We start from the raw sequence: 24,081 nt of genomic DNA, 5'->3' as shown, positions 1-24,081 counted from the left end.
TCGAAGGGCGAGGAACTTGGTCGCAGGGCTATTCGGCGGCGATCAGCGTCGAGGACGCCTTGGCCTGCAGGTAGCGGTGGATCGCGTCGGCGGCGTCGCGGCCGTCCTTGATCGCCCAGACCACCAGCGAGGCGCCGCGCACGATGTCGCCGGCGGCGAACACGCCGTCGAGATTGGTCATCTGGTTGCGGACATCGGCTTTCACGGTGCCCCAGCGGGTGACCTTCAGGTCCGGCGCCGACCACTGCTCGGGCAGGTTCTCGGGCTCGAAGCCGAGCGCCTTCACGACCAGCTGGGCCGGACGGTCGAAGTCGCCGCCGGGAATTTCCTCGGGGCTCTGGCGGCCCGAGGCGTCGGGGGCGCCGAGGCGCATGCGGATGGCGCGCACGCCGGTGACGGCCTCGGCCTCGCCGGACAGGGCGCGCGGGGCGGCCAGCCACTCGAAGGTCACGCCCTCTTCCTCGGCGTTGGCCACTTCACGCATCGAGCCGGGCATGTTGGCCTTGTCGCGGCGATAGAGGCAGGTGACCGACTTGGCGCCCTGGCGGATGGCCGTGCGCACGCAGTCCATGGCGGTGTCGCCGCCGCCGACCACGACCACGTCCTTGCCTTCGGCGTTCAGTTCGCCGGAGTCGAAGGCCGGGACGCTGTCGCCCAGCGACAGGCGGTTGGAGGTGATCAGATAGTCGAGGGCGGGAACCACGCCCTTGCTGCCGCCGCCCGGAACGGTCAGGTCGCGCGCGGCGTAGACGCCGACAGCGATCAGCACCGCGTCATGTTGGGCGCGCAGTTCTTCAAGCGTGGCGTCCTTGCCGACCTCGAAGCCGAGCTTGAACGCGACGCCGCCGTCGACCAGGCGCTGGGTGCGGCGCTCGACGACGTCCTTCTCCAGCTTGAACCCGGGGATGCCGTAGATCAGCAGGCCGCCGGCGCGATCGTGGCGATCATAGACGGTGACATCGTAGCCCGCTTCGCGCAGCTTCTCGGCGGCGGCCAGACCGGCGGGGCCGGCGCCAATAACGCCGACGGATTGGCCGCGCGCCGGACCGGCCACCAGCGGCTTGACCCAGCCCATCTCCCAGGCCTTGTCGGTCAGGTAGCGCTCGACCGAGCCGATGGTCACAGTCCCGTGGCCCGACTGCTCGATCACGCAGTTGCCTTCGCACAGGCGGTCCTGCGGGCAAATTCGACCGCAGACCTCCGGCATGGAGTTGGTCGCCTGCGAGAGGGCGTAGGCCTCTTCCAGGCGGCCCTCGGCCGTCATCCGCAGCCAGTCGGGGATGTTGTTATGCAGGGGGCAATGCGTCTGGCAGAACGGCACGCCGCATTGCGAGCAGCGTGAAGCCTGCTCGGTGGCCTTGGCGTCGATGAAGTCGGCGTAGATCTCGTGGAAGTCGCCCGAACGCTCAGCAGCCGCGCGCTTTTCAGGCGTCTTTCGGGCCACCGTCGTGAATTTCAGCATGCGCTCGGCCATGCGACTTCCCTCATCCCAGGTTCGGGAGAAAAATTGCTCTAGGCGGGCTCTTAAGGACTCTTTCGCGCAATAAGAATGTGTTGGTCAAATTATAGGACCGAAATATCCCTGAGTTTGCGCCCCGCATTGAGAATCTGTCGCAAGCTGCAGCTATAATGGTCCAATTTGTGGATTAACGTCGTTTTTACGATGTTTGGCGCACGCACAGTCGACATCTCGGGGGACCCCTCATGCCGGATTGGCTCATTGCTCTCATTCTCGGCCTGATCGAAGGCCTGACCGAGTTCATTCCGGTCTCGTCGACTGGCCATCTCCTTCTGGTCGGGCATTTCCTTGGCTTCCATAGCCCCGGCAACACCTTCCAGGTCCTGATTCAGCTTGGCGCGATCCTGGCGATCACCGGCGTCTATTTCGGCCGGTTGTGGGGCCTGCTGACAACGTTGCCGACCGACCCGGGCTCGCGGCGGTTCGTCATCGGGATCCTGCTGGCTTTCTGCCCCGCTGTTCTGGTCGGGGTTGCCGCCCACGACTTCATCAAGACGGTGCTGTACGAGACGCCCGCCTTGGTCTGCTCGACCCTGATCATCGGCGGTTTCATCCTGCTGGCGCTGGACCGCATGAAGCTGGAGCCGCGCTACACCGACGTCGCGGACTATCCGCTCAAGACCGCCTTCGTCATTGGCCTCTTCCAGTGCCTGGCGCTGGTGCCGGGGGTCTCGCGCTCGGGCGCGACCATCGCGGGGGCCTTGCTGCTGAAGTGCGACAAGCGCTCGGCGGCGGAGTTCAGCTTCTTCCTGGCCATGCCGACCATGGCCGGGGCCTTCGCCTATGACCTCTACAAGAACATCGACAAGCTCAGCACCAACGACCTGGGCCTGATCGGGATCGGCTTCGTCGCCGCGCTGATCTCGGGCGTCTTCGTGGTCAAGACGGTGCTGGACTTCATCACCCGCCACGGCTTTGCGCCGTTCGCCTATTGGCGGATCGCGGTCGGCGTCGTCGGCTTGGCGCTGCTGTATATCCCGCGTTGAGACGCCCGGCGGGATAGAACAAGAAAGGCCCTGACGCAGCGAGCGTCAGGGCCTTTTGTCTTCTGAGTCAGGCTGGGCGGCGGTTCCTAGAACGCCCCAGCCGGCGTCTCGGCGTACTGGCCGCCCTTGCGGTAACGATAGAGGTAGCTCGGGACGATCGCCTCGACGGCGGTCGGAACCACGCCGGCTTCAGCCAGGCCCGGCAGGCCCTGCTCGGCGACATTGTCGCTCTTGAGCATCTGGACCTGATCGCTGGTCAGCGGCGGCGGGACGACGCCCGCGACGAGATCGCCCAGCGAACCGATCAGCGACGCCACCGGCCAGGGCAGGGGGATCAGCGGACGGTTACGACCCGTCTCTACGAGGATCAGCTCGAGGATCTCACGCATCGTATAGACGGTCGGCCCGCCCAGTTCGTAGGTCACGCCCGCCGCAGCCGGGCTGGCGACGGCCTTGGCGATCACCGCCGCGACGTCGCCGACGAACACCGGCTGGAAGCGCGTCTCGCCGCCAACCAGGGGCAGGGCGGGCGCCAGCGCCGCCATTTGGGCGAAGCGGTTGAAGAAGTCGTCCTCGGGGCCGAACACGATCGACGGGCGAACGATGGTGGCGCTCGGGAAGGCTTCGCGCACGGCGGCCTCGCCCTCGCCCTTCGAGCGGGCGTACTTGGCGGGGCTGTTGACGTCGGCGCCGATGGCGCTGACATGGACCAGATGCTTCAGGCCCGCCTTGGCGGCGGCTTCGGCGACGTTGCGCGCGCCCATGGCGTGGACCGACAGGAACTTCTGGCGACCGCTCTCAAAGAGCACGCCCACCAGGTTCACGCAGGCTTCGGCGCCGTCCAGCGCGCGGGCGACGGAGTTCGGGTTGCGGACATTGGCCTGGACCACCTCGATCTGGCCGACGTCGCCCAGCATGCGCATCTTGTAGGCGAGGTTGGGCTGGCGCACGGCCACCCGCACGCGATGGCCCGCCTTGGCGAGCGCCCGCACGACTTGACCGCCCACGAAACCGGAGCCGCCGAACACCGTGACCAGACCTTGCATCATCATTCCTCGTGCATGCGATGAGCCGGGAATTAGACGACCGCGCGCTGGTTCGCAACGAAATCACGATTTGTCGTTTTTTCGCTGTTGACGTGGCCGGAGGCTTTCCCTAAACGTCCCGGCCTCGCGGCGACCTAACCGGTTGCGACAGCGGGCCCAGGTGGCGGAATTGGTAGACGCGCTGGCTTCAGGTGCCAGTGACCGAAAGGTCGTGGAGGTTCGAGTCCTCTCCTGGGCACCACCCTTGTCTGGCTTCGATGCGGAGCACAGGGGTGGCGCCGGTGGTTCGGCGGATAGCTAATCCGTTCATCGTGAGTATAAGTGTCGCGCGCTTACATCGAGCGCGTGGTTCGGCGCGTCGATGCGCCGAGACTTCGCCGGAGACGTCTGAGAGTTGGCTAATTTCGTTCATGAGGGCGATCTGCCCGACGGCGTCTTCGCGGGCGCGGAGATCATCGCGATCGATTCGGAGACCATGGGCTTGCGCCTGCGGCGCGATCCTCTTTGCGTGGTCCAGTTGTCGGCCGGCGACGGCGACGCGCACGTCGTGCGGCTTAGCCGTCCCGACTACGACTGCCCCAACCTCAAGGCGCTGCTGACGAATCCGAAGGTCCTGAAGCTTTTTCACTTCGGGCGCTTTGATATCGCCATGTTCGAACTCCATCTGGGGGTGGTGACCGCCCCCGTCTACTGCACCAAGATCGCCAGCAAGCTGGCCCGCACCTATACCGATCGCCACGGCCTTAAGGACGTGACGCGCGAGCTGCTGGGCGTTGAGCTTTCCAAGGTCCAGCAGTCGTCGGACTGGGGGGCGCCGTCGCTCAGCGCCGACCAGGTGGCCTACGCGGCCTCCGACGTGCTGCACCTGCACGGTCTGCGCTTGAAGCTGAACGCCATGCTCGAGCGCGAAGGCCGCATGGCGCTGGCCCAGCACGCCTTCGACTATCTCCCTCACCGCGCCTCGCTCGACCTGGCCGGTTGGGAGGAGATGGACATCTTCGCGCACAGCTAAAGGACTCCATGCAGCCCGCCGCGGTCATGACCGGACGATCGATGAGCGCCGACCTCGGACGCTGGCGCCGCCGCTCGCGCCGCGTTCTGGCCGCGCGCATCGTCCTGCCCGCCGCGATCGGCGTGCTGCTGCTCGTGGTGATCGCGCAGGTCGGCTGGCGCACCTACATGGCGGCCTCCCGGGCGCCGGCTGAAGCGCGCACCGAAATTCGCCTGATCACGCCCCGCTTCTATGGGCAGTCGACCGACGGTCGCAGTTTCATGATCACGGCGCGCTCGGCGATTCGTGACGATGCGGATCCGCGCCGGATCATCCTGGAAGAGCCCGCCCTGACCTTGGACCTGGGTTCGCCCACGCCCACGCGCATGACCGCCAAGCATGGCGTCTATCGACAGGACACCTTCGGGCTCAACCTGAAAGACGACGTCCGCCTGGACGACGGCGCGGGGTATCGCTTCGCGTCCGAGGAGTCGTTCGTCGACACGCGCACCGGCGATGTAAGCGGCGAGAGCACAATGAGCGGCGAAGGACCCAGCGGACAGGTGCAATCGCGCGCCTACTCCGTATATGACAAGGGCGATCGCATCGTCTTCCGAGGCGGGGTTCGCGCGCGGTTCGAACGGCAGTAAAGAAGACAATGCGCAGGTTCGCTCCGAAGGTGAGCCGCGACGGATGAGGACATGGTTCTGATGAAGCGATGGACGGCTGCGGCGGTGACCGCGTTGATCCTGTCTGGTGTTGGGGCCGCGAGCGCGGTTCAAGCGCGGCAGAGCGCCTCCAGCGCGCCTATCGACGTGTCCGCTGATGAGCAGCAGACCTTCAACAGCACCTGCACGACGATCTTCATCGGCAATGTCGAGATTCTGCAGAACCGGTCGCGGTTGCGGGCCCAGAAGGTGACCATCCTCAGCGCCAAGCCTGCGGGCGGCGCGACCGGCTGCGGCGCGGCGCAGCGCATGGAGGCCGAAGGCGGCGTCTATCTCGTCAGCGACCAGCAGAACGCCCGTGGCGACCGCGCTGTCTACACCTTCAGCAACAACACGGCGGTCCTCACCGGAGACGTCATTCTGGTGAAGGGCAAGGATGTCGCCCGGGGCGATCGCCTGACCGTGAACACCAAGACCAACGACGCCAAGCTTGAGTCGACCGCGTCGAGCCAAAGCGCCAAGCGTCGCGTGCGCGCGGTGTTCTACCAGGATGACGCCCAGACGTCCGATGCGCCGGCCCCGGCCGAGCCGCGCTAGGATCCCGAATGACCCTGACCTCCAACGACATGGACGGCCTGTTCGTCGATTCCGTAGGCAAGTCGTTCGGCGATCGCCCGGTCGTCAAGAACGTGTCGCTGCGCCTGAAGCGCGGCGAGGTGGCGGGCCTCCTAGGCCCCAACGGCGCGGGCAAGACGACGTGCTTCTACATGGTCACCGGCCTGATCGCCGCCGACTACGGCGCGATCTATCTGGACGGTGAGAACATTACGTCTCAGCCGATGTTCCAGCGCGCCCGCCTGGGCGTGGGCTATCTGCCGCAGGAGGCCTCGATCTTCCGGGGCATGACGGTCGAGCAGAACGTCATGGCCGTCGTCGAGATGCGCGAGCGCGACCCGCGCAAGGCTCGCGAGCAAGTCACCAACATTCTTGAGGAACTGCGGATCACCCACATCCGCAAGTCGCCGGCCGTCGCCCTGTCGGGCGGCGAGCGTCGTCGCGTGGAAATCGCCCGCGCCCTGGCGTCCGAGCCGTCATTCATGCTGCTGGACGAACCCTTCGCCGGTATCGATCCCTTGGCGATCGCCGACATCCGCGAGGTGATCGGCTATCTGAAGGGGCGTGGCATCGGCATCCTGATCACCGACCACAATGTCCGTGAGACGCTCGACATCATCGACCGCGCCTCGATCATCCATGCGGGCGAGGTGCTGTTCGAGGGTTCGCCGCGCGAGATCGTCGAAAACCCGGAAGTGAAGCGCGTTTATCTGGGCGAGAGCTTCACCGAGCCGCGTCTGGGCGACTAACGCCTTGTTCTACAAGGCTTAAGCCTTCTTTCGGGACACTCGGTCGCACCGGCCCGATTATTGCAGGCGTTCGCGACCCGTTAACCAGAACCGCTCTTCAATGGCGTTCGAAAGTTTTTCGGACGTCAGGAGGGCGCATTGGCGCTCAGCCACCGACTAGAGCTCCGGCAGGGCCAGGGCCTCGTCATCACCCCGCAACTGCAGCAGGCCATCAAGCTGCTGCAGCTGTCGAACATCGAGCTCGACGCCTTCGTCGAGGCCGAGCTGGAGCGCAACCCGCTCCTGCAACGCGATGAGGGCGATCATGAGCCGGCCGTTGAGATCGAGACTGCGCGCGACGCCAGCCTGACCCAGGTCGACGCCGTGGCCGACACGACGGCCGGGCGGGAGCTGGATACGCCCTCCGACGATGTCTCCCCGGGCGAGCGCGCCACCGGCGACGGCGCCGAAGCCGAACACGCCGGCGGCCAGATCGACTGGTCGCGGGCTGGCGGCGGCGGTTCTTTTGAAAGCGATGAAGGCTACGAGCGGGCGCTCACCGACACGCCGACCCTCGCCGCGCACCTCCGGACCCAGCTGGTTCAGGCCGCGCTGTCGCCGGCCCGTAACGCCATCGCTGAGATCCTGATCGACGCCGTCGATGAAGGCGGCTACCTGCGCCTCGACGTCGCCGAACTGGCCGATCGCCTGGGCTGCGCCCTTGAGATGGTCGAAGAGACCCTGACAGTGCTGCAGGGTTTCGAGCCTGTCGGCGTCTTTGCGCGAGACGTGCGCGAGTGTCTGGCGCTGCAGCTGAAGGACCTCAACCGCTACGACCCGGCCATGGCGGCGATGCTTGATCATCTCGAGCTTCTGGCCAAGCGGGACCTGGCGGCGTTGCGCCGGATCTGCGGCGTCGATGACGAAGACCTGCGCGAGATGATCGGCGAGATCCGATCCTTAAATCCCCGCCCTGGCGCGGCCTATCACAGCGAGCCGGCCGAGACCCTGGTGCCGGACGTCATGGTCCGCGAGGGGCTGGGCGGCATGTGGCATGTGGAGCTGAACACCGACACCCTGCCGCGCGTGCTGGTCGACCAGCGCTATCACGCTCGGGTCTCGAAGGGCGCGCGCAGCGACCAGGAAAAGACCTTCGTGGCCGACTGCATGGCCTCAGCCAACTGGCTGGTGAAAAGCCTCGACCAGCGGGCCAAGACCATCCTGAAGGTCGCCAGCGAGATCGTCCGCCAGCAAGACGGCTTCCTGGCCTTCGGCGTGGAGCATCTGCGTCCTCTGAACCTGAAGACGGTCGCCGACGCGATCGGCATGCACGAGAGCACGGTCAGCCGCGTCACGTCGAACAAGTACATCGCAACGCCGCGCGGAGTGTTCGAGCTGAAGTTCTTCTTCACCTCGGCGATCCAGTCGTCAGAGGGGGGCGAGGCCCACTCGGCCGCCAGCGTGCGCCACAAGATCAAGGGCCTGGTCGACGCTGAGAAATGCGAGGCCGACGTCCACTCTGACGATCGCATCGTGGAAATTCTCAAGGCGGCCGGGGTCGACATAGCCCGCCGGACCGTGGCCAAGTATCGCGAGGCCATGCGGATCCCCTCGTCGGTGGAACGTCGCCGGCTGATGAAGGAAGCGGTCTGAAGCCGCCTCCTTTTCGTCCCCCGCGCGTTCCCGAGCGGGCCGAGAGGATTTGATGAGCGAAAAGAGTCTGGCCGACGTGATCGAGGGCTTTGGCGAAGACGCCAGCCCCACCCTGACCGTCGGGCAAATGCTGGCGGCGTTCGACAGCCGCGCCTTTGGTGCGATGCTGCTGGTGTTTGGCCTGCTGAACACCCTGCCCCTGCCGCCGGGGTCATCGACTATTCTGTCCTTGCCGATCCTGTTCCTGGCGCCGCAGATCGCTATGGGCGCCGATACGCCCTGGTTGCCGCGCGGTCTGGTCGACAAGCCGTTGAAGCGCGACGATCTGCGCGGCCTCTTTCGGAGGTTGGGACCGATCGTTCGCAACATGGAGCTGGTCACCCGTCCCAGGCTGCGGCCATTGTTCGCACCCCTGGGCGAAAGAACGATCGGCGTGGTCTGCACCCTGCTGGCTCTGGTGCTGGTCCTGCCTATCCCTCTGGGCAATCTGGCGCCCGGCGCGACCGTGGCGGTTCTGGCCCTGGCCCTGCTCCAGCGCGACGGAATCCTCGCCCTGCTGGGCTATTTGATGGCCGTGGGCAGCGGGGCGCTCTTGTTTGTCAGCGCCCATGTCGTGGTGCTGGGAGTCCGCAAGCTTCTGGGGGTGTTTTCGGGACTCTTTTGAGGGCGCCCAAAAGCCACGAAAGCGCCGCTTGACACCCGTCGGCGACAGGCGCGTTGTATCGATATGCAAGTCCAAGTCTCCGGCAAGCATGTCGACGTTGGTGAGGCTCTGCGAGCGCGAGTCTCCGACGAAATCGCTCAAAGCATCGGCAAATACTTCGATCGCGGCGGAGCCGCCGAGGTCGTAGTCAGCAAGGACGGCTACGCCTTCCGTGTCGATTGCTCGGTCAAGCTGGCTTCGGGTCAGCAGCTCATCAGCCACGGGTCTGGAGGTGACGCGCACGCGGCCTTCGACGCCGCCCTGGCCAAGATCGATACGCGCATCAGGCGCTATAAGAGGCGACTGAAGAGTCACTCTGCGGCGGCGACCGCCAGACAGGTCGAGAACGCCGCCATGTTCGTTCTGCGCGCGCCGGAAGGCGATGACGCGGATGACGACTGGGATGTCGAAACCGACCACCCGACGGGCGCGCCCGCGGCCATGGTCATTGCGGAAACCCAGGCCGCGATGAAGACAATGACCGTTTCCATGGCTGTCATGGAACTGGACTTGACCGCATACCCGGCAATCGTGTTTAGGAACGCCGCCCACGGGGGCATCTCTGTGGTGTATCGGCGTCCAGACGGGAATATCGGCTGGATCGACCCCGAACGCACGAAGTCGAACGGACACGGGTCAACCGCGAGCTAACCAGACCGTGTCATGGTCTGGCGCCGTCGGTGGATTCCCGTCGACGGCGCCAGGGCGGTCGGAAACTAGCGAGCGTTGGAAGTCCATGACCATCGGCGACCTTCTTGAGCCCGGAGCGGTGGCGCTACGCGCTAGCGCGCCCGGCAAGCGCCAGGCGCTTTCGATGGTCGCGGACGTGGCCGGCCGCGTTCTTGGCGTGGATCCCGAAGCTGCGCTGGACGGTCTTGTCGAACGCGAAGCCGCCGGGTCGACGGGGGTTGGCGAGGGTGTCGCGATCCCCCATGCTAGGCTAGATGGCCTGGATCGCGTTCGCGCGGTCGTTGTGCGTTTGGACTCGCCGGTGGCGTTCGACGCGCTTGATGACAAGCCCGTCGACCTGCTTGTGGCGCTCTTTGCGCCGAGAGACGCCAACGCTCAGCATCTCCGAGCCCTGGCGCGAGTGGCGCGGATGATGCGTCAACCCGAGACTCGGGCCGCCGTGCGTCAGGCCCGCTCGGCCGACGCGATCCATGTCTTGTTGACGGATGAACCGGCCAGCACGGCCGCCTGACGATCTAGCAGTCCTAGTGCACGGACACCGGCGCCAGCTCGTGGGCGAGGGCGGCGGCGATCGCCGTGTCGCGGTCGATCATCACCGCCAGGCGTGCGCCGTCGGCTCGGCACACCGCATACAGGGTCTGGTCCGGCGAAAGGTCGAAACCTTCGACACCCTCTGGAGCGTCGGCCAGGATCTCGGCGGCCTTGATGGGCCGGACATAGACGAGGTCTGGCGCGCCAAGGGCCGCGAAGGCTTCGTGCGTGAACGGTCGGCTCTGGTGCGTGTTGGGCGTCATAGGACCACCTCCTTGAATTGGGGAACGCGCCGTGCCCTGCGCGGTTCAGACCGCGAGCGCTCAAGGCGGGTTCTGCGCGGCGTCTCAGCCTGCGCTGCGGATCGGGATCTTCTTCACCAGGCGCTCGGGCGACGGGCGGGCCAGGTCGATGTGCAACAGGCCGTGCTCCAGCGTGGCGGCCGTGACCTCCATGCCCTCGGCGAGCACGAAGGTGCGCACAAAGCCGCGCGCGGCGATTCCCCGATGCAGGAAGGCCCGCTCCGCCTCGGAACGACCATCGGCGGGCTCGCGCCTGCCGGCGACGACCAGTTGGCCGCCCTCGACGGTTACGTGGAGCTGGTCGGGCGAAAAGCCCGCGACGGCCAGGGTGATGCGAACGCCGCCGTGCTCGGCCTGCTCGACATTGTAGGGCGGATAGCTTTCGGAAGCGGCCTTGGCGGCGCGCTCGATCAGGTCTCGGGTGTGTTCGAAGCCCAGAAGGAAGGGGCTGTCGAACAGGATCGTCCGGGTCATCGCGAAGTCCTCGCTGAAGCGACTTCGTTCGCGGAGACAAGCCCGAGGATCGGCGCCGGTCACCACGACACGACGCCAGACATGGCGCGCGGGTGCGGCCGGTTCAAGAGGAGGAGGGAAACAGAAGCCCAAAATGGACAAGGCCCGGACGTTTCCGCCCGGGCCTTGATGGTGGAGCTAAGCGGAGTCGAACCGCTGACCTCTTGAATGCCATTCAAGCGCTCTACCAGCTGAGCTATAGCCCCAAATTTTTCTAAGAGAACCTGGAGGTAACTCTCGGAAATCCTTGGTCTCTTCGGCGTTTCGACTGGTGTCGCTCCCCGAAGAGGCGCGGAAACTAGTCCGGGAATTTTCTGGGATCAAGCCTCTTCTCGAACTTTTTTCGAGAAAATTCTCGGGGCTCCCGAAACGCCTGTGGACAGCCGGTTTCGACGGTCTCGAAACCGGCTGTCTCACGATCAGTCGTCGACGCCCTCGCCCGGGAGACCTTCGATCTCCTCGTCAAGAATGTCCTCGTCATCCTCGTCTTCGAGGAAGGGAACATCGTCGCCGTCTTCATCGGCGAGGTCTTCGTCTTCGGCGAAATCGACGCCGAGGTCGTCGCCGCCGGCCGGGGTCGGGGCGCCCGGATCGACGTCTTCGTCATCGGTCTCGACGACGTCGGCTTCGGCGGCCTCGTCGATTTCGGGGGTGTCGTCGACTTCGTCCTCGTAGCCGTCGACCTCCTTGGGCGCGACCGCTTCCTTTTCGTCGTCGGCGTCATAATCCGGCGTGACGGCGCGGGCGCGGACGCGGCGCGATTTCAGGGCCTCTTCAGGGTCGAACTGCTCGCCGCATTTGGGGCAGACAGCGGGACGACGGTTGAGGTCGTAGAACTTCGACTGGCAGTTGGGGCAGATTTGTTTTGCGCCCAGGTCGGGATTGGCCAAGTTGGCGACCCTTTGATCCGGATGGGAAAAGCGGCCGGTCACTTGCCATGGCGCGAGCCCGCTGTCAAAAGCAAACCCCTTCGCGAAAACCACCAAATACTAAGGAGCCGGTTTCGGCATGTCGCTGGCTGGATTGAAGAGCGCTCCCGGAGGCGCTCTGCGAGGGATCGTGCGCGCTCCGGGAGACAAGTCCATTTCGCACCGTTCGATGATCCTGGGCGCGCTGGCGACCGGGACGACGACGGTCGAGGGTTTGCTGGAGGGCGACGACGTGCTCGCCACCGCGCAGGCCATGCAAGCCTTCGGCGCGCGGATCGAGCGCGAGGGCGTCGGCCGTTGGCGCATCGAAGGCAAGGGCGGCTTTGAAGAGCCGTCTGACGTGATCGACTGCGGCAACGCCGGGACAGGCGTGCGCCTGATCATGGGCGCGGCGGCGGGGTTTGCGATGTGCGCAACTTTTACCGGCGACCAGTCGCTGCGCGGCCGTCCGATGGGTCGCGTTCTGGATCCCCTGGCCCGCATGGGCGCCACCTGGCTGGGCCGTGACAAGGGGCGCCTGCCGCTGACGCTGAAGGGCGGCAACTTGCGAGGCCTCAACTACACCCTGCCGATGGCTTCTGCTCAGGTGAAGTCGGCCGTGCTCCTGGCGGGCCTGCACGCCGAGGGCGGCGTCGAGGTTGTCGAGCCGGAAGCGACCCGCGACCACACTGAACGCATGCTGCGCGCGTTTGGGGCCGAAGTGATCGTCGAGGACCGCAAGGCCGGCGACAAGACCTTCCGCCATGTGCGCCTGCCCGAGGGGCAGAAGCTGACCGGCACGCATGTGGCCGTGCCGGGCGATCCGTCGTCGGCGGCCTTCCCGCTGGTGGCCGCCCTGATCGTTCCGGGCTCGGAGGTGACGGTCGAGGGCGTGATGCTCAACGATCTGCGCATCGGCCTCTTCACGACGCTGCAGGAGATGGGCGCGGATCTCGTGATCTCGAACGTGCGCGTCGCCAGCGGCGAGGAGGTCGGCGACATCACCGCCCGCTATTCTCCGCTCAAGGGCGTGGTCGTGCCGCCCGAGCGCGCGCCGTCGATGATCGACGAGTATCCGATCCTGGCCATTGCCGCCGCCTTCGCCGAGGGCGAGACGGTGATGCGCGGCGTCGGCGAGATGCGCGTCAAGGAAAGCGACCGGATCAGCCTGACCGCCAACGGCCTGAAGGCCTGCGGCGTCCAGGTGGTCGAGGAGCCGGAAGGCTTCATCGTCACCGGGACGGGCCAGGCGCCGAAGGGCGGCGCCACCGTCATCACTCACGGCGATCACCGCATCGCCATGAGCCACCTGATCCTAGGCATGGCCGCCCACGAGCCCGTGGCGGTGGACGAGCCGGGCATGATCGCCACCAGCTTCCCCGGATTCGCCGACCTGATGCGAGGCCTGGGCGCGACGCTGTCGGAGGCCTGAGGCGCCGAAACCTCGCCCTTCGACAGGCTCAGGGTGAGGTTTCTACTGGAAGGCCTGTCCCATCGTCCCCACCCTGAGCTTGTCGAAGGGCGAGGGCGACACACGGAGCAAGCCATGGGCTTCATCATCGCCGTCGACGGCCCGGCCGCCTCGGGCAAGGGCACGATCGCGGGGCGTCTGGCGGCGCTCTACGACTATCCGCTGCTGGACACCGGGCTGCTGTATCGCGCGGTCGGCGTGGCTATTCTCGATGGCGCGGGCGACCTCGACGATCCGATCGCGGCCGAAGCTGTGGCCCGTGCGCTCGACCTGTCGGCCCTGGACCGGGCCGAGGTGCGCACCCGCGCCGCCGGCGAGGCCGCCAGCCGTTGCGCGGTGCATCCGGGCGTGCGCGCTGCCCTGCTGAACCTGCAGCAGGCGTTTGCAGCTCAGGAGCCTGGATCGGTGATCGACGGCCGCGACATCGGCACGGTGATCGCCCCCCACGCTCCGGCCAAGCTTTACGTCACCGCCCGTCCCGAGGTGCGCGCCGAGCGCCGCTGGAAGCAGCTGGTGAGCCAGGGCGAGGACGCGGCCTTCGAGGACATCCTGGCCGACATTCACAAGCGCGACGCCCGTGACGGCGGGCGCAAGGACGCGCCGATGACGCAGGCGCCCGACGCCGTCTTGCTCGACACGTCGGAAATGACTATAGAGCAGGCCTTCGATGCGGCCCGCCGTATCGTCGAGGACGCGCGCGCCCGTCACCGGCTCTAGCCGGAGGGGCAAATCCACCGCCGGCCTCGCCGCGATCAAGAACATCGCGGGCCCGCTTTCAAACCCACTTCATCCGGAATCCCGAGAACCGTTTTTCTGAACGGGGCTCATCCAAGGGCTTCCCCCAACCTAGAGACCAAAGATCAGCATGGCTGACGATATGAGCTTCAACCCGACGCGCGACGATTTCGAAGCGCTCCTCAACGACTCCATGGGCGGCCGCGACTTCGCGGAAGGCACCGTCGTCAAGGGCAAGGTCGTCGGGATCGAAAAGGACTTCGCCATCATCGACGTCGGTCTGAAGACCGAAGGCCGCGTCCAGCTGAAGGAATTCGGCGTCGACGAGAACGGCAAGGCCACCGTGAAGGCCGGCGACACCGTCGAAGTGTTCCTGGAACGCCTCGAAAACGCCATGGGCGAAGCGGTCATCAGCCGTGAAAAGGCCAAGCGCGAAGAAGCCTGGACCCGTCTGGAAGGCGTCTACGCCCGCAACGAGCCCGTCATGGGCGCGATCGTTGGCCGCGTGAAGGGCGGCTTCACCGTCGACCTGGGCGGCGCCTCGGCCTTCCTGCCGGGCAGCCAAGTCGACATCCGTCCGGTCCGCGACGTCGGCCCGCTGATGGGCAAGGAACAGCCCTTCGCCATCCTGAAGATGGACCGTCCGCGCGGCAACATCGTCGTCTCGCGTCGCGCCATCCTGGAAGAAGCCCGCGCCGAGCAGCGCACCGAGCTGGTGTCGCAGCTGCAAGAGGGTGAAATCCGCGAAGGCGTCGTCAAGAACATCACCGACTACGGTGCGTTCGTTGACCTGGGCGGCATCGACGGCCTGCTGCACGTCACCGATATGAGCTGGAAGCGCGTCAACCACCCGAGCCAAGTGCTCGCCGTGGGCGACACCGTGAAGGTCCAGATCGTCAAGATCAATCCGGACACCCAGCGCATCTCGCTCGGCATGAAGCAGCTGCAGTCGGATCCGTGGGACGGCGTTGAAGCCAAGTACCCGGTCGGCGCCAAGTTCACCGGCCGCATCACCAACATCACCGACTACGGCGCCTTCGTGGAGCTGGAAGCCGGCGTTGAAGGCCTGGTGCACGTGTCGGAAATGTCGTGGACCAAGAAGAACGTCCACCCCGGCAAGATCGTCTCGACCTCGCAGGAAGTCGACGTCGTGGTCCTGGACGTCGATCCGTCCAAGCGCCGCGTCTCGCTGGGCCTGAAGCAAGCCCTGGCCAACCCGTGGGAAGCCTTCCTGGAAGCTCACCCGGTCGGCTCGACTGTCGAAGGCGAAGTCAAGAACGCGACCGAATTCGGTCTGTTCGTCGGCCTCGACAACGACATCGACGGCATGGTGCACCTGTCGGACATCGACTGGAGCGTTCCGGGCGAAGAAGCCATGGCCCGCTACAAGAAGGGCGACATGGTCAAGGCGAAGGTTCTCGACGTCGACGTCGAGAAGGAACGCATCTCGCTGGGCATCAAGCAACTGGCTGGCGACCCGATGTCGGGCGACACCTACCGCAAGAACCAGACCGTGACCGTCACCGTCACGGAAGTCACCTCGGGCGGTATCGAAGTCCGCTTCGGTGAAGACGACGCCCCGATGACCGCCTTCATCCGCAAGTCGGACCTGTCGCGCGATCGTCAAGAGCAACGTCCGGAGCGCTTCGCCGTGGGTGACCGCGTCGACGCCCAGATCACCAACGTGGACAAGGCCGCGCGCCGCGTCTCGCTGTCGATCAAGTCGCTGGAAATGGCCGAAGAGAAGGAAGCCATCGAGCAGTTCGGCTCGTCGGACTCCGGCGCTTCGCTGGGCGACATCCTGGGCGCGGCTCTGCGCGAGCGGGCCAGCAAGGACTAAGCTTCGTCTTTCTTAGACGTTGAAGTTGGCGGCGGCTGGAGCGATCCAGCCGCCGTTTTCTTTGGTGAAACCGTCCGGCGCGCTCTTACGCATTAACCGAACCGCGTTCGAGAATTTCATGCAACCCCTTGAAGACTCAGCCGTCGTTGGGCAAAGGTCCGCTCGCGCCTTTCTCCTCCTACGGGCGTTCCGGGGATATCGATGATCAAGTCTGAACTCATCGCCAGGCTCGCGAATGAAAATCCGCACCTGACGCAGAAGGACGTCGAGCGCGTCGTCGGCGTGATCCTGGAGCGCATGATCGGGGCCCTCGAAGATGGCGGCCGGGTCGAACTGCGCGGCTTTGGCGCCCTGTCCGTCCGTTCGCGTCCCGCGCGCACGGGCCGCAATCCGCGCACCGGCGAGGCCGTGGATGTCCGCGCCAAGCACGTGCCGTTTTTCAAGAGCGGCAAGGAGCTGCGCGCCCGCCTGAACGCCGACGGCGACGAATAACAACAATCATGACCTGGGCTTGACCCAAGGTCGCGAACGCCTCCAGCTTCGCCCCCTCAGACGTATGGCGAGGGATTTTGTCATGAGCATGGTCAAGGAATTCCGCGAGTTTATCGCGCGGGGCAATGTCATCGATCTGGCCGTCGGCGTGATCATCGGCGCGGCGTTCAATGGCATCGTCAAGAGCCTGGTCGATCAGGTGATCATGCCGCCGATCGGTCTGCTGACCGGCGGGCTCGACTTCTCGAAGCTGGAATGGGTGCTGCGACCCGAGAATCCGGCGACGGAAGCGATCGAGAAGGTCGCGATCCAGTACGGCGCCTTCATCAACACCGTGATCCAGTTCTTCATCGTCGCTTCGGTGGTCTTCCTGCTGGTCAAGCTGGTCAACGAGATCCGCCGCCAGGACGCCGCCGAGCCGGCTCCGGCCGCGCCGCCGGCCCCGACCACGGAAGAAAAGCTGCTGACCGAGATCCGCGACCTTCTGGCCAAGAAGAGCTGAGCCAGGCGGACAGCCGAACATGGAAAGGCCGGCCGCTGTCGCCAGCGGCCGGCCTTTTTGTTTCCGAAGGGCCGGGCCTATTTGCTCAGGCCGGGCGCATCCAGGTCCAGCTTGGCCGCCGGGATCACCGTGGCGTTCGGGGCGGCCTTGGCCAGGGTCTCGCCCATGGCCTTGGCGTCGCCGGCGACGATCACGCTCATTTGGCTGGGGTCGAGCTTGGCCTTGGCGAAGGCCTGGACCTGCTCGGGTGTCACCGCCTCGACCTTGGCCGCGTAGCTCTGGATCTCGGTCAGCGGCACGCCATAGACGGCGAGGTTGCCCAGGATGCCGGCCAGGCCTTCCGAGGTGCCGAGGTCACGACCAAAGCCGCCCACCAGCACCGACTTGCGGGCGGCCAGCTCGCCGACCGACGCCGGTTCGTTGGCCAGGCGGCTCAGCTCGGCGCGGGTGAGGCTGATCACCTCGCCGGCCGAGGGGTTCTTGGTCTGCACCCGGGCCGAGAAGCCGCCGAACTGGCCCTGCGGGGTCAGGCTGGAGCCGGCTCCGTAGGACAGGCCGCGCTTGATGCGGATTTCCTGGTTGAGACGCGAGGAGAAGCCGACGCCGAGCACGGTGTTGGCGACCACACCCTGATAGTAGCTGGGGTCGGCGCGGGTGATGGCGGGCTTGGCCAGCACCACGGCCGCCTGGCCCGTGCCCGGCAGGTCGATGACCACGTTGCGCGGCTGGTAGCCGGTGGGCGCGGCCGGCGGGGCCGGCGGCGGTGTCGCGGGCTTCTTCCAGCCGCCGAACGCCTTTTCCGCCAGGGCGAAGCCGGCCTCGGGCGTCAGGTTGCCGGTCACGACCAGCACGGCGTTGTCCGGGCGCCAGTAGGCGGCGTGGGTCATTGCCAGGTCCTCGCGCTTGATCTTGGGCAGCGAGCCCGGGGTGCCGCCCGCGACGTGACCATAGGCCGAGCCGGCATAGAGCACCGGGCTGGTGGCGAAGCTGGCGAGGCTCCCCGGGCGTTGGAAGGCGACCGACAGGCCGTCCAACGTCTCGGCGCGGACGCGATCCAGCTCCTCGGCCTTAAAGGCGGGGTTCTGGGCGACGTCGGCCATGATCGCCATGGCGGGTTCGGCGTTGTTGGCCGTCACGCTGAGGGTCAGCGAGGCGGCTTCCCAGCCCGAGCCCGCGCCGAGGTTGGCGCCCAGCGCTTCGGTCTCCCGCGCGACCTGCGTCGCCGAGCGCGTGGTGGTGCCTTCGGTCAGCAGCTCCGAGGTCAGGCTCGACGTGCCCGCCAGGCCTGCGGGATCCGAGCTGGCGCCGCCCTTCACGGTCAGGGTCGAAGTGATCAGCGGCAGCTCGCTGGACTTGGCGACGATGACGCGCAGGCCGTTGGCCAGGGTCTTCTCGGCCGGCGTCGGCATCACGGCCGCAACCGGAGCCGCGACCGCCGGCGGCTTCTCGCGCTCGGCTTCCGGCGCCAGCGTGGTGATCGGGCCGTCGTACTTGACCGAAGCCACCTTGGGGATCGGCGGGGTGGCGTCCTTCTCCCCGGCCGGGCGGTCCTTCTCAGGCAGATAGTTGATCACCGTGCGGCGATCGTCGGCCAGGTACTTGCGGGCCACACGCTGGATGTCGGCGGCGGTCACTGCCTGCAGCTTGGCGAGGCTGGTGTTGGCGGCGGCGGCGTCACCCTCGGTCTGCAGGGCGTAGCCGATGGCGAAGCCGCGACCGTCGATCTCCTCGCGGCGACGCACGGCGTCGGCCAGCAGGCCGGCCTTGGCTTCGGCGAGCTCGGCGGGGGTCACCAGGCCGTCGCGGACGCGGGCGACCTGGGCGCGCAGGGCGGCCTCGCCCTGGGCCACCGTCTTGCCGCCGGCCATGATGGCGCCGACATAGAACAGGCCCGGCTGGGCGTTGTTGGGGGCGGACGAGAACACCGACTGGGCGATCTTCTGGTCGTAGACCAGGCTGTCATAAAGGCGCGACGACTTGCCGGCGGTCAGGATCGCGTCCAGCACCGCCAAGGCCGGCGCGTCCGTATCGGCTGCGGCCGGGGCCAGCCAGGTGATGGCAAGGGCCGGCAACGGTACGTTGGGGCCATAGGTGTTGACGGTCTTGGGGCCGGTGCGGGCCGGCTCGACCGCCGTGACCTTCGGGATCGTGCCGCCAGGCTTGGCCAGCGATCCGAAGTACTTGTCGATCATCGCGTCCAGCTTGGCCTGGTCGAAGTTGCCGACGATGATCAGGGCGGCGTTGTCCGGACGATAATAGGTGCGGTGGAAGGCGCGCACGTCGTCGACGGTCGCCGCGTCAAGTTCCTCGATCGATCCGATGCCGGGGCGCTGATAGGGGTGGACGGCGAACGACTGCTGCGGGATCGACAGGGCGAAGAAGCGGCCATAGGGGTCGGCCAGGACGCGCTGGCGCAGCTCTTCCTTCACGACGTCGCGCTCGGAGGCGAACACCGCCTCGTCGATGACCAGCGACTTCAGGCGGTCGGCCTCGGCCCAGATCAGGCGCTCCAGGTGATTGGCCGGCACCACTTCATAGTAGTTGGTGAAGTCATCCCAGGTGGAGGCGTTGTTGAAGCCGCCCACGTCCTCGGTCAGACGGTCCACCGTCTCGTTGGGCATGTTGCGCGTGGCCTTGAACATCAGGTGTTCGAACAGGTGCGCGAAGCCCGAGCGGCCTTGGGGGTCGTCCTTGGAGCCGACGCCGTACCAGACCTGAACCGAGACGTTGGGCGTTGTGGTGTCCCGCGAGGTGAACACCTTCATGCCATTGGCCAGCACGCGCTGCTGGTAGCCGATCGGTGGGACGGCGATCGAGGCGGAGGCGACAGGCTGCGCCTGGGTCGGCGCGGCCAGGGCGAGCGGCGACAGCGCCGTGGTGGACAGAGCCGCGGCTACGAGGGCCAGCTTGGCGGTGCGGATCATTCGCGAAAGTCTCCTGAACAGTTCGAAACGACCCTAGCACCGCGTTCGGGCCGGGAAACCTTACCGAGAGTTCATGTGGAGGAACAAAGTCGCGACGGCAACGTTATCGACGGTCGACTCGTCCCCATGACCCGTTGGGCTGACGCGCCAACGGGGGGAAACTTGTCGGACGATCTGCTACGCGACCGCCTGAAGGTCGCGACGCTTCGGGAGCACGCCGCACTGGACGCGGTCGTCACGCGAGCGCACCTAGAAACGCGGGCGGGCTACGGCGCGTTCTTGATCGCATCAGCGCAGGCCCTCATACCCCTCGAGCTGGGACTGGAACGCGCGGGCGTTGACGAATGGCTCCCGGCGTGGGGTCAGCACGCCCGACGTCAGGCCTTGGCATGCGATATGCGTGACCTTGGCCTCACCGGATCGAACGGGCCCGAGGCGGTGATCCCCTCTCGCGATTTTGGCGTGGGCGTCCTCTATGTATTGGAAGGGTCGCGCCTGGGTGGTCGGGTTCTGTCGAGGCAGGTGCGCAAGGCCGACGTCGACGCGCCGGTCGCCTATCTCACGCATGGCTCCGAGCAGAACCTCTGGCGGGCTTTCCTGATCTGGCTTGAAGGTCTCTCCAATGTCGACTTGCGGACAGACGCCGTCGTAGCCGGTGCGCGATATGGCTTTCGATGCTTCTCGGACGCGTTCGAGAGCCTCATCCCGCTGACTGGAGGCCTGAATGTCCGAGGCTGCGCCCATGTCCGGGTTTGACGTCAATCTCACCAACTGCGACCGCGAACCGATCCATATCCTGGGGTCGGTTCAGCCTTTCGGGTTTCTGCTGGCGGTGAACTCTGACTGGGTGGTCGCTCACGCATCGACCTCGACGCTCCGCTATCTGGGCGTGTCGGCCGAGGATCTTCTGGGCAGGCCCCTAACCCAGGTCATGAGCGGTCACGCCATCCACAATATCCGGGGCCGCCTGCAGATCATGCGTGGCGCCGACGCGGTCGAGCGGATGTTCGGCCAGCCGCTGGCGGACGGCGGCGAGGACTTTGATCTGGCGCTGCACTATTCCGGTCGCCTGCTGGTGATCGAGGCCGAGCCCAGTCATCCGGAGATCCTTATTGAGGCCGCCTCTGCAGTGCGCTCGATGACGACGCGGATCAGCGCCCGTCCCACCTTCGATGAGTTCTGCCACGAAGCCGCCCGGCAGGTGCGGGCCCTGACGGAGTTCGACCGGGTGATGGTCTATCGCTTCGCCCATGACGGCGCGGGCGAGGTGATCGCCGAGTCGGTGCGTCCCGGCATCGGCTCGTTCCTGGGGCAGCGCTATCCGGCGTCGGACATCCCGGCGCAGGCGCGCGCGCTCTACGAACGCAACTGGCTGCGGATCATCACCGACATCGACGCGGAGGTCTCGCCGATCATCCCGCCCGTCAGCGCGACTGGGGAGCCGGTGGACCTGTCGATGAGCATGCTGCGTGCGGTCTCGCCGATCCACATCGAGTATCTGCGCAACATGGGCGTGGCCGCCTCGCTGTCGATCTCGATCCTGCGCGACGGCAAGCTGTGGGGCCTGTTCGCCTGCCACCACTATGCGCCCAAGCATGTCAGCTACGAACGCCGCACGGCGGCCGAGCTATTCGGGCAGCTGTTCTCCTTGACGTTGGAGAGCCGTGAGCGCGAGGCCGAGACGCGGCGGATGGCCGAGGCGCGCGCCCTGCACGACCGCATGATGACCGCTGTCGTCGGCGCCCAGCCTGGCGCCGACAGCCTGGTTCCCTTCCTGGACGATCTGTGCCGGTTGGTGCACTGCGACGGTCTGGCCCTGTGGCTGGATGGCCGGCTGACTTTGCGCGACGCCACGCCCAGCGCCAGCGACGTGCACACCCTGATCCGCCTGCTCCGCGACAAGGACACCCACGCGGTCTTCACCACCCACGACATCAGCGCGCTCTTGCCGGCGGCGGCCGATTGGTCCGCAAAAGCTGCAGGGATGATGGCCGTGCCGTTGTCTCGGGCGCCGCGGGACTACCTGATTTTCTTCCGCAAGGAGGAGGCCAAGACCCTGGTCTGGGGCGGCAAGCCGGAAAAGCTGGCCAAGGTGGGGCCTCTTGGCGATCGGCTGACGCCCCGCAAGAGCTTCGAGGCGTGGGAGGAGACTGTGCAGGGCCAAAGTCGCCCCTGGACGACGGTCGAGCGATCCCTGGCCGAGAGCATGCGGGCCAGCCTGCTAGAAATCGTCTTCCGCCTGACCGACCTAGCCGACGCCGAGCGTCAGCGCGCCAATCAGCGCCAGGAACTGCTGATCGCCGAGTTGAACCATCGGGTCCGCAATATCCTGGGCCTGATCCGCGGGCTGATCAGTCAAAGCCAGGCCGGCGTCGGCAGCGTCGAGGAGTTCGCGGCTGTGGTCGGCGGCCGCGTGCAGGCGCTGGCCCGCGCCCACGACCAGATCACGCGCCATCAGTGGGGACCAGGGGCGCTGAGCGATCTGATTGTCGCCGAGGCGGAGGCCTATCTGTCGTCGAAGGCCCAGCGCGTTCGTCTCACGGGCGCGCCGACCGCCCTAGCGCCGGAGGCGTTCTCCATCCTGTCATTGGTCATCCATGAACTGATGACCAACTCGGCCAAGTATGGCGCGCTGTGCGACCAGCGCGGCTCGGTCACCATCGACTGGACGCGGCATGCGAAGGGGGACCTGATCATCGACTGGCGCGAGCACGACGGTCCGCGGGTCAAGCCGCCCACGCGACGTGGCTTCGGCTCGACGATCATCGAGCATTCGATCCCTCACGACCTCGGCGGCGAGGTTGCGCTCGACTACCGCCCGGAAGGCTTCAGGGCGCGGATCCGCATCCCCGGGCGCTATGTGACGAGCGAGGGCATGGCGGCGGTGGTCAGCCAGCCGCGCCGGTCCGACGCGCCGGTCCGCGCGCCCGAGCGCATGTTGGTGCTCGAAGACAACATGATCATCGCTCTTGACCTTGAGGACATGCTGGCCCGGTTGGGCGTCACGGAGATCAACGTTGTCTCCAGCGTCGCCCAGGCGCTCGAAGCCTTGGCCGGCGGTCCGCCGCCGTTCGCGATCCTGGACGTCAATCTCGGCGCGGAGACCAGCTTCCCGGTCGCTGACGCCCTGCTGGCGGCGGGCGCGCCCTTCGCTTTTGGAACGGGCTTCGGCGACAGCGCCGCCTTTCCCGACCGCTTCCGGGAGATTCCCGTCCTGCAGAAGCCCTACAGCGCCGAGAGCGTCGCGGCCCTGTTCTAGTCCAGCAGAAAGCGCCCGCGCAGCTCTGGCGTCGGGACCTGGCACTGGTCGGCCTTACCAAAGATCCGGTAGCGGTGCGCGGCGATCCAGTCGTACGCGCGATCGGTCAGTCCGCGCGGCAAGCGCTCGACCAAGGCGAGCCAGCGCCACGGGGCGGGGAGACGGCGCAAAAGCGCAGCGACGGCGGCGGTCTTGCGCAAGGGGCGACCGCGATCGAGAAACAGGAAACTCTCCGGCGCATCAGGGTTCAGGCCATGACGCGTCGCCAGCCGCTGGCCGAACGGCGACTGTATCGGCGTGAAGCGAATGACGCCGTGGCGATCGAGCCGCATCACCGTCCTGACCACGCCGTCACAGAGATGACAGACGCCGTCGAACAGCATCAGGGCGTCAGGGGGCGCGTCGGTGTCGGTCATCCGCCCTCGCACTCCCGTCGCAGCGCGGCTAAGGATTGGGGGACTGTCCGGCGCATCAGGCCGGAGACAAGACCCGCCGGCACGGCGAACGGAGCCGTGGCCCACAGGTCGTAAGTGACCCGCGTGCGCGCGCCGCCGTCCAGCGGTTCCAGGCGCCAGAAACCGTCACAGGCGCGGATATCGCCGCCGATGCAGGTAAAGCGGATTTCCCGGTCAGGCCGGAGCGCCAGCCGCGCCCGTGACTGCATCGCGGGTACAAAGAAGCCCCATTTGACCGTGTGCTCGCGGATTTCCGATCCGTCGGGCTCGCGGGCGATCACCTTGCAGCGCTTGACCCCGGGGCTCATCCGTGCGGCGCGATCGCAGTCCAGGATGACGCGGTACACCACCGACGGCGGCGCAGCGATCTCGATGCTGGCCCGGACTACGCCTCGACCCTGGTCGTCGGCGTGGGCCTCGACCTGAACGCCGTCGTTCTTGACGGCCCATTCGGAGGCCGCGCGCGCGGGCGCGGCGACCGTGAGCAGCAACAAGGCGAGCGGAGCGAAGCGGCGCATGGCGGCGAGGCTAGCGCGCCGATCAGGCTTTC

The 24,081-nt window shown here is 66.6% G+C and carries 24 protein-coding genes and 2 tRNA genes; 17 read left to right on the top strand and 9 right to left on the bottom strand.

The annotated features are described in order from the left end of the window. Window positions 1-28: 28 nt before the first annotated feature. The gene (locus tag ACT53N_RS04325; RefSeq protein WP_476062747.1) at window positions 29-1,474 is read right to left on the bottom strand and encodes an NAD(P)-dependent oxidoreductase; all 1,446 of its coding nucleotides are present in this window, start codon (window positions 1,472-1,474) and stop codon (window positions 29-31) included. Between the two features lie 230 nt (window positions 1,475-1,704). On the opposite strand from ACT53N_RS04325, the gene ACT53N_RS04320 reads away from it, so the two are divergent. Continuing rightward, on the top strand, window positions 1,705-2,505 hold the full coding sequence (locus tag ACT53N_RS04320) for an undecaprenyl-diphosphate phosphatase (RefSeq protein WP_476062746.1): 801 nt from the start codon (window positions 1,705-1,707) through the stop codon (window positions 2,503-2,505). A gap of 86 nt (window positions 2,506-2,591) precedes the next feature. Here ACT53N_RS04320 and ACT53N_RS04315 read toward each other — a convergent pair whose 3' ends face one another. Then, complete coding sequence (locus ACT53N_RS04315; protein ID WP_476063387.1) at window positions 2,592-3,551, bottom strand: complex I NDUFA9 subunit family protein; 960 nt, start codon at window positions 3,549-3,551, stop codon at window positions 2,592-2,594. 154 nt (window positions 3,552-3,705) lie between these two features. Here ACT53N_RS04315 and ACT53N_RS04310 point away from each other — a divergent pair. From ACT53N_RS04310 to ptsN, 9 genes are all read left to right on the top strand, one after another. Beyond that, window positions 3,706-3,792: transfer RNA gene (locus ACT53N_RS04310), tRNA-Leu, on the top strand. A 153-nt stretch (window positions 3,793-3,945) separates the two neighbouring features. Further along, window positions 3,946-4,563: a ribonuclease D gene (locus tag ACT53N_RS04305; RefSeq protein WP_476062745.1), complete on the top strand. Its 618-nt coding sequence runs from the start codon at window positions 3,946-3,948 to the stop codon at window positions 4,561-4,563. Continuing rightward, the gene (lptC, locus tag ACT53N_RS04300; protein WP_476062744.1) at window positions 4,530-5,192 is read left to right on the top strand and encodes an LPS export ABC transporter periplasmic protein LptC; all 663 of its coding nucleotides are present in this window, start codon (window positions 4,530-4,532) and stop codon (window positions 5,190-5,192) included. The genes ACT53N_RS04305 and lptC overlap by 34 nt, the downstream gene beginning before the upstream one ends. Before the next feature lie 60 nt (window positions 5,193-5,252). Beyond that, window positions 5,253-5,807 (top strand): LptA/OstA family protein, encoded by a 555-nt coding sequence (locus ACT53N_RS04295; protein WP_476062743.1) that lies wholly within the window; start codon window positions 5,253-5,255, stop codon window positions 5,805-5,807. A gap of 8 nt (window positions 5,808-5,815) precedes the next feature. After that, window positions 5,816-6,574, top strand: a complete 759-nt coding sequence (gene lptB, locus ACT53N_RS04290; RefSeq protein ID WP_476062742.1) for an LPS export ABC transporter ATP-binding protein — start codon at window positions 5,816-5,818, stop codon at window positions 6,572-6,574. Window positions 6,575-6,712: 138 nt separating this feature from the next. Next, window positions 6,713-8,206 carry an RNA polymerase factor sigma-54 gene (gene rpoN / locus ACT53N_RS04285; protein WP_476062741.1) on the top strand — a complete coding sequence of 498 codons (1,494 nt, stop codon included), beginning with the start codon at window positions 6,713-6,715 and terminating at the stop codon, window positions 8,204-8,206. A gap of 49 nt (window positions 8,207-8,255) precedes the next feature. Further along, window positions 8,256-8,870, top strand: coding sequence for an exopolysaccharide biosynthesis protein (locus ACT53N_RS04280; RefSeq protein WP_476062740.1), 615 nt, complete (start codon window positions 8,256-8,258; stop codon window positions 8,868-8,870). A 63-nt stretch (window positions 8,871-8,933) separates the two neighbouring features. After that, on the top strand, window positions 8,934-9,560 hold the full coding sequence (hpf, locus tag ACT53N_RS04275; protein ID WP_476062739.1) for a ribosome hibernation-promoting factor, HPF/YfiA family: 627 nt from the start codon (window positions 8,934-8,936) through the stop codon (window positions 9,558-9,560). 85 nt (window positions 9,561-9,645) lie between these two features. After that, window positions 9,646-10,110, top strand: a complete 465-nt coding sequence (ptsN, locus tag ACT53N_RS04270; RefSeq protein ID WP_476062738.1) for a PTS IIA-like nitrogen regulatory protein PtsN — start codon at window positions 9,646-9,648, stop codon at window positions 10,108-10,110. A gap of 13 nt (window positions 10,111-10,123) precedes the next feature. Here the strand turns inward: ptsN and ACT53N_RS04265 are convergent, their stop codons facing one another. The 4 genes from ACT53N_RS04265 to ACT53N_RS04250 all read right to left on the bottom strand — a co-directional run bounded on the left by ACT53N_RS04265 (window position 10,124) and on the right by ACT53N_RS04250 (window position 11,835). After that, window positions 10,124-10,393 (bottom strand): DUF1150 family protein, encoded by a 270-nt coding sequence (locus ACT53N_RS04265; RefSeq protein ID WP_476062737.1) that lies wholly within the window; start codon window positions 10,391-10,393, stop codon window positions 10,124-10,126. Window positions 10,394-10,477: 84 nt separating this feature from the next. Then, the gene (locus ACT53N_RS04260; protein WP_476062736.1) at window positions 10,478-10,906 is read right to left on the bottom strand and encodes an Hsp20 family protein; all 429 of its coding nucleotides are present in this window, start codon (window positions 10,904-10,906) and stop codon (window positions 10,478-10,480) included. A 169-nt stretch (window positions 10,907-11,075) separates the two neighbouring features. Beyond that, window positions 11,076-11,151 (bottom strand) — tRNA-Ala (locus ACT53N_RS04255). A gap of 213 nt (window positions 11,152-11,364) precedes the next feature. Further along, entirely contained in the window at window positions 11,365-11,835 is a 471-nt protein-coding gene (locus ACT53N_RS04250; protein ID WP_310213754.1) for a TIGR02300 family protein, read from the bottom strand. A gap of 118 nt (window positions 11,836-11,953) precedes the next feature. Between ACT53N_RS04250 and aroA the strand changes: the two genes are divergently transcribed. The 5 genes from aroA to mscL all read left to right on the top strand — a co-directional run bounded on the left by aroA (window position 11,954) and on the right by mscL (window position 16,893). Beyond that, window positions 11,954-13,285 (top strand): 3-phosphoshikimate 1-carboxyvinyltransferase, encoded by a 1,332-nt coding sequence (gene aroA, locus ACT53N_RS04245; RefSeq protein WP_476062735.1) that lies wholly within the window; start codon window positions 11,954-11,956, stop codon window positions 13,283-13,285. Window positions 13,286-13,399: 114 nt separating this feature from the next. Continuing rightward, complete coding sequence (gene cmk, locus ACT53N_RS04240) at window positions 13,400-14,041, top strand: (d)CMP kinase (protein WP_476062734.1); 642 nt, start codon at window positions 13,400-13,402, stop codon at window positions 14,039-14,041. Window positions 14,042-14,189: 148 nt separating this feature from the next. Beyond that, on the top strand, window positions 14,190-15,899 hold the full coding sequence (gene rpsA, locus ACT53N_RS04235; protein WP_015923317.1) for a 30S ribosomal protein S1: 1,710 nt from the start codon (window positions 14,190-14,192) through the stop codon (window positions 15,897-15,899). A gap of 201 nt (window positions 15,900-16,100) precedes the next feature. Next, on the top strand, window positions 16,101-16,391 hold the full coding sequence (locus ACT53N_RS04230; protein WP_010921415.1) for an integration host factor subunit beta: 291 nt from the start codon (window positions 16,101-16,103) through the stop codon (window positions 16,389-16,391). Between the two features lie 82 nt (window positions 16,392-16,473). Continuing rightward, a complete protein-coding gene (mscL, locus tag ACT53N_RS04225) occupies window positions 16,474-16,893 on the top strand; it encodes a large-conductance mechanosensitive channel protein MscL (protein ID WP_476062733.1) in 420 nt (139 codons plus the stop codon). Between the two features lie 77 nt (window positions 16,894-16,970). Here the strand turns inward: mscL and ACT53N_RS04220 are convergent, their stop codons facing one another. Beyond that, window positions 16,971-19,817 carry a M16 family metallopeptidase gene (locus tag ACT53N_RS04220; RefSeq protein WP_476062732.1) on the bottom strand — a complete coding sequence of 949 codons (2,847 nt, stop codon included), beginning with the start codon at window positions 19,815-19,817 and terminating at the stop codon, window positions 16,971-16,973. Between the two features lie 162 nt (window positions 19,818-19,979). Here ACT53N_RS04220 and ACT53N_RS04215 point away from each other — a divergent pair, with 162 nt between their 5' ends. Next, window positions 19,980-20,573 (top strand): biliverdin-producing heme oxygenase, encoded by a 594-nt coding sequence (locus tag ACT53N_RS04215; protein ID WP_476062731.1) that lies wholly within the window; start codon window positions 19,980-19,982, stop codon window positions 20,571-20,573. After that, on the top strand, window positions 20,542-23,076 hold the full coding sequence (locus tag ACT53N_RS04210; RefSeq protein WP_476062730.1) for an HWE histidine kinase domain-containing protein: 2,535 nt from the start codon (window positions 20,542-20,544) through the stop codon (window positions 23,074-23,076). Before ACT53N_RS04215 ends, ACT53N_RS04210 begins: the two co-directional genes overlap by 32 nt. On the opposite strand, the gene ACT53N_RS04205 is transcribed toward ACT53N_RS04210, so the two are convergent. Together ACT53N_RS04205 and ACT53N_RS04200 are read right to left on the bottom strand one after the other, a co-directional pair. After that, window positions 23,073-23,504, bottom strand: coding sequence for a thiol-disulfide oxidoreductase DCC family protein (locus ACT53N_RS04205; RefSeq protein WP_476062729.1), 432 nt, complete (start codon window positions 23,502-23,504; stop codon window positions 23,073-23,075). The two genes, ACT53N_RS04210 and ACT53N_RS04205, sit on opposite strands and share 4 nt — an antisense overlap. Continuing rightward, window positions 23,489-24,049 (bottom strand): SRPBCC family protein, encoded by a 561-nt coding sequence (locus ACT53N_RS04200; RefSeq protein ID WP_476062728.1) that lies wholly within the window; start codon window positions 24,047-24,049, stop codon window positions 23,489-23,491. The genes ACT53N_RS04205 and ACT53N_RS04200 overlap by 16 nt, the downstream gene beginning before the upstream one ends. Between the last annotated feature and the right edge of the window lie 32 nt (window positions 24,050-24,081).

This window comes from Caulobacter sp. DMC95 (assembly GCF_056313785.1).
Note: the sequence above shows the minus strand (reverse complement) of the source record. Positions and strands in the feature narration are given on the sequence as shown.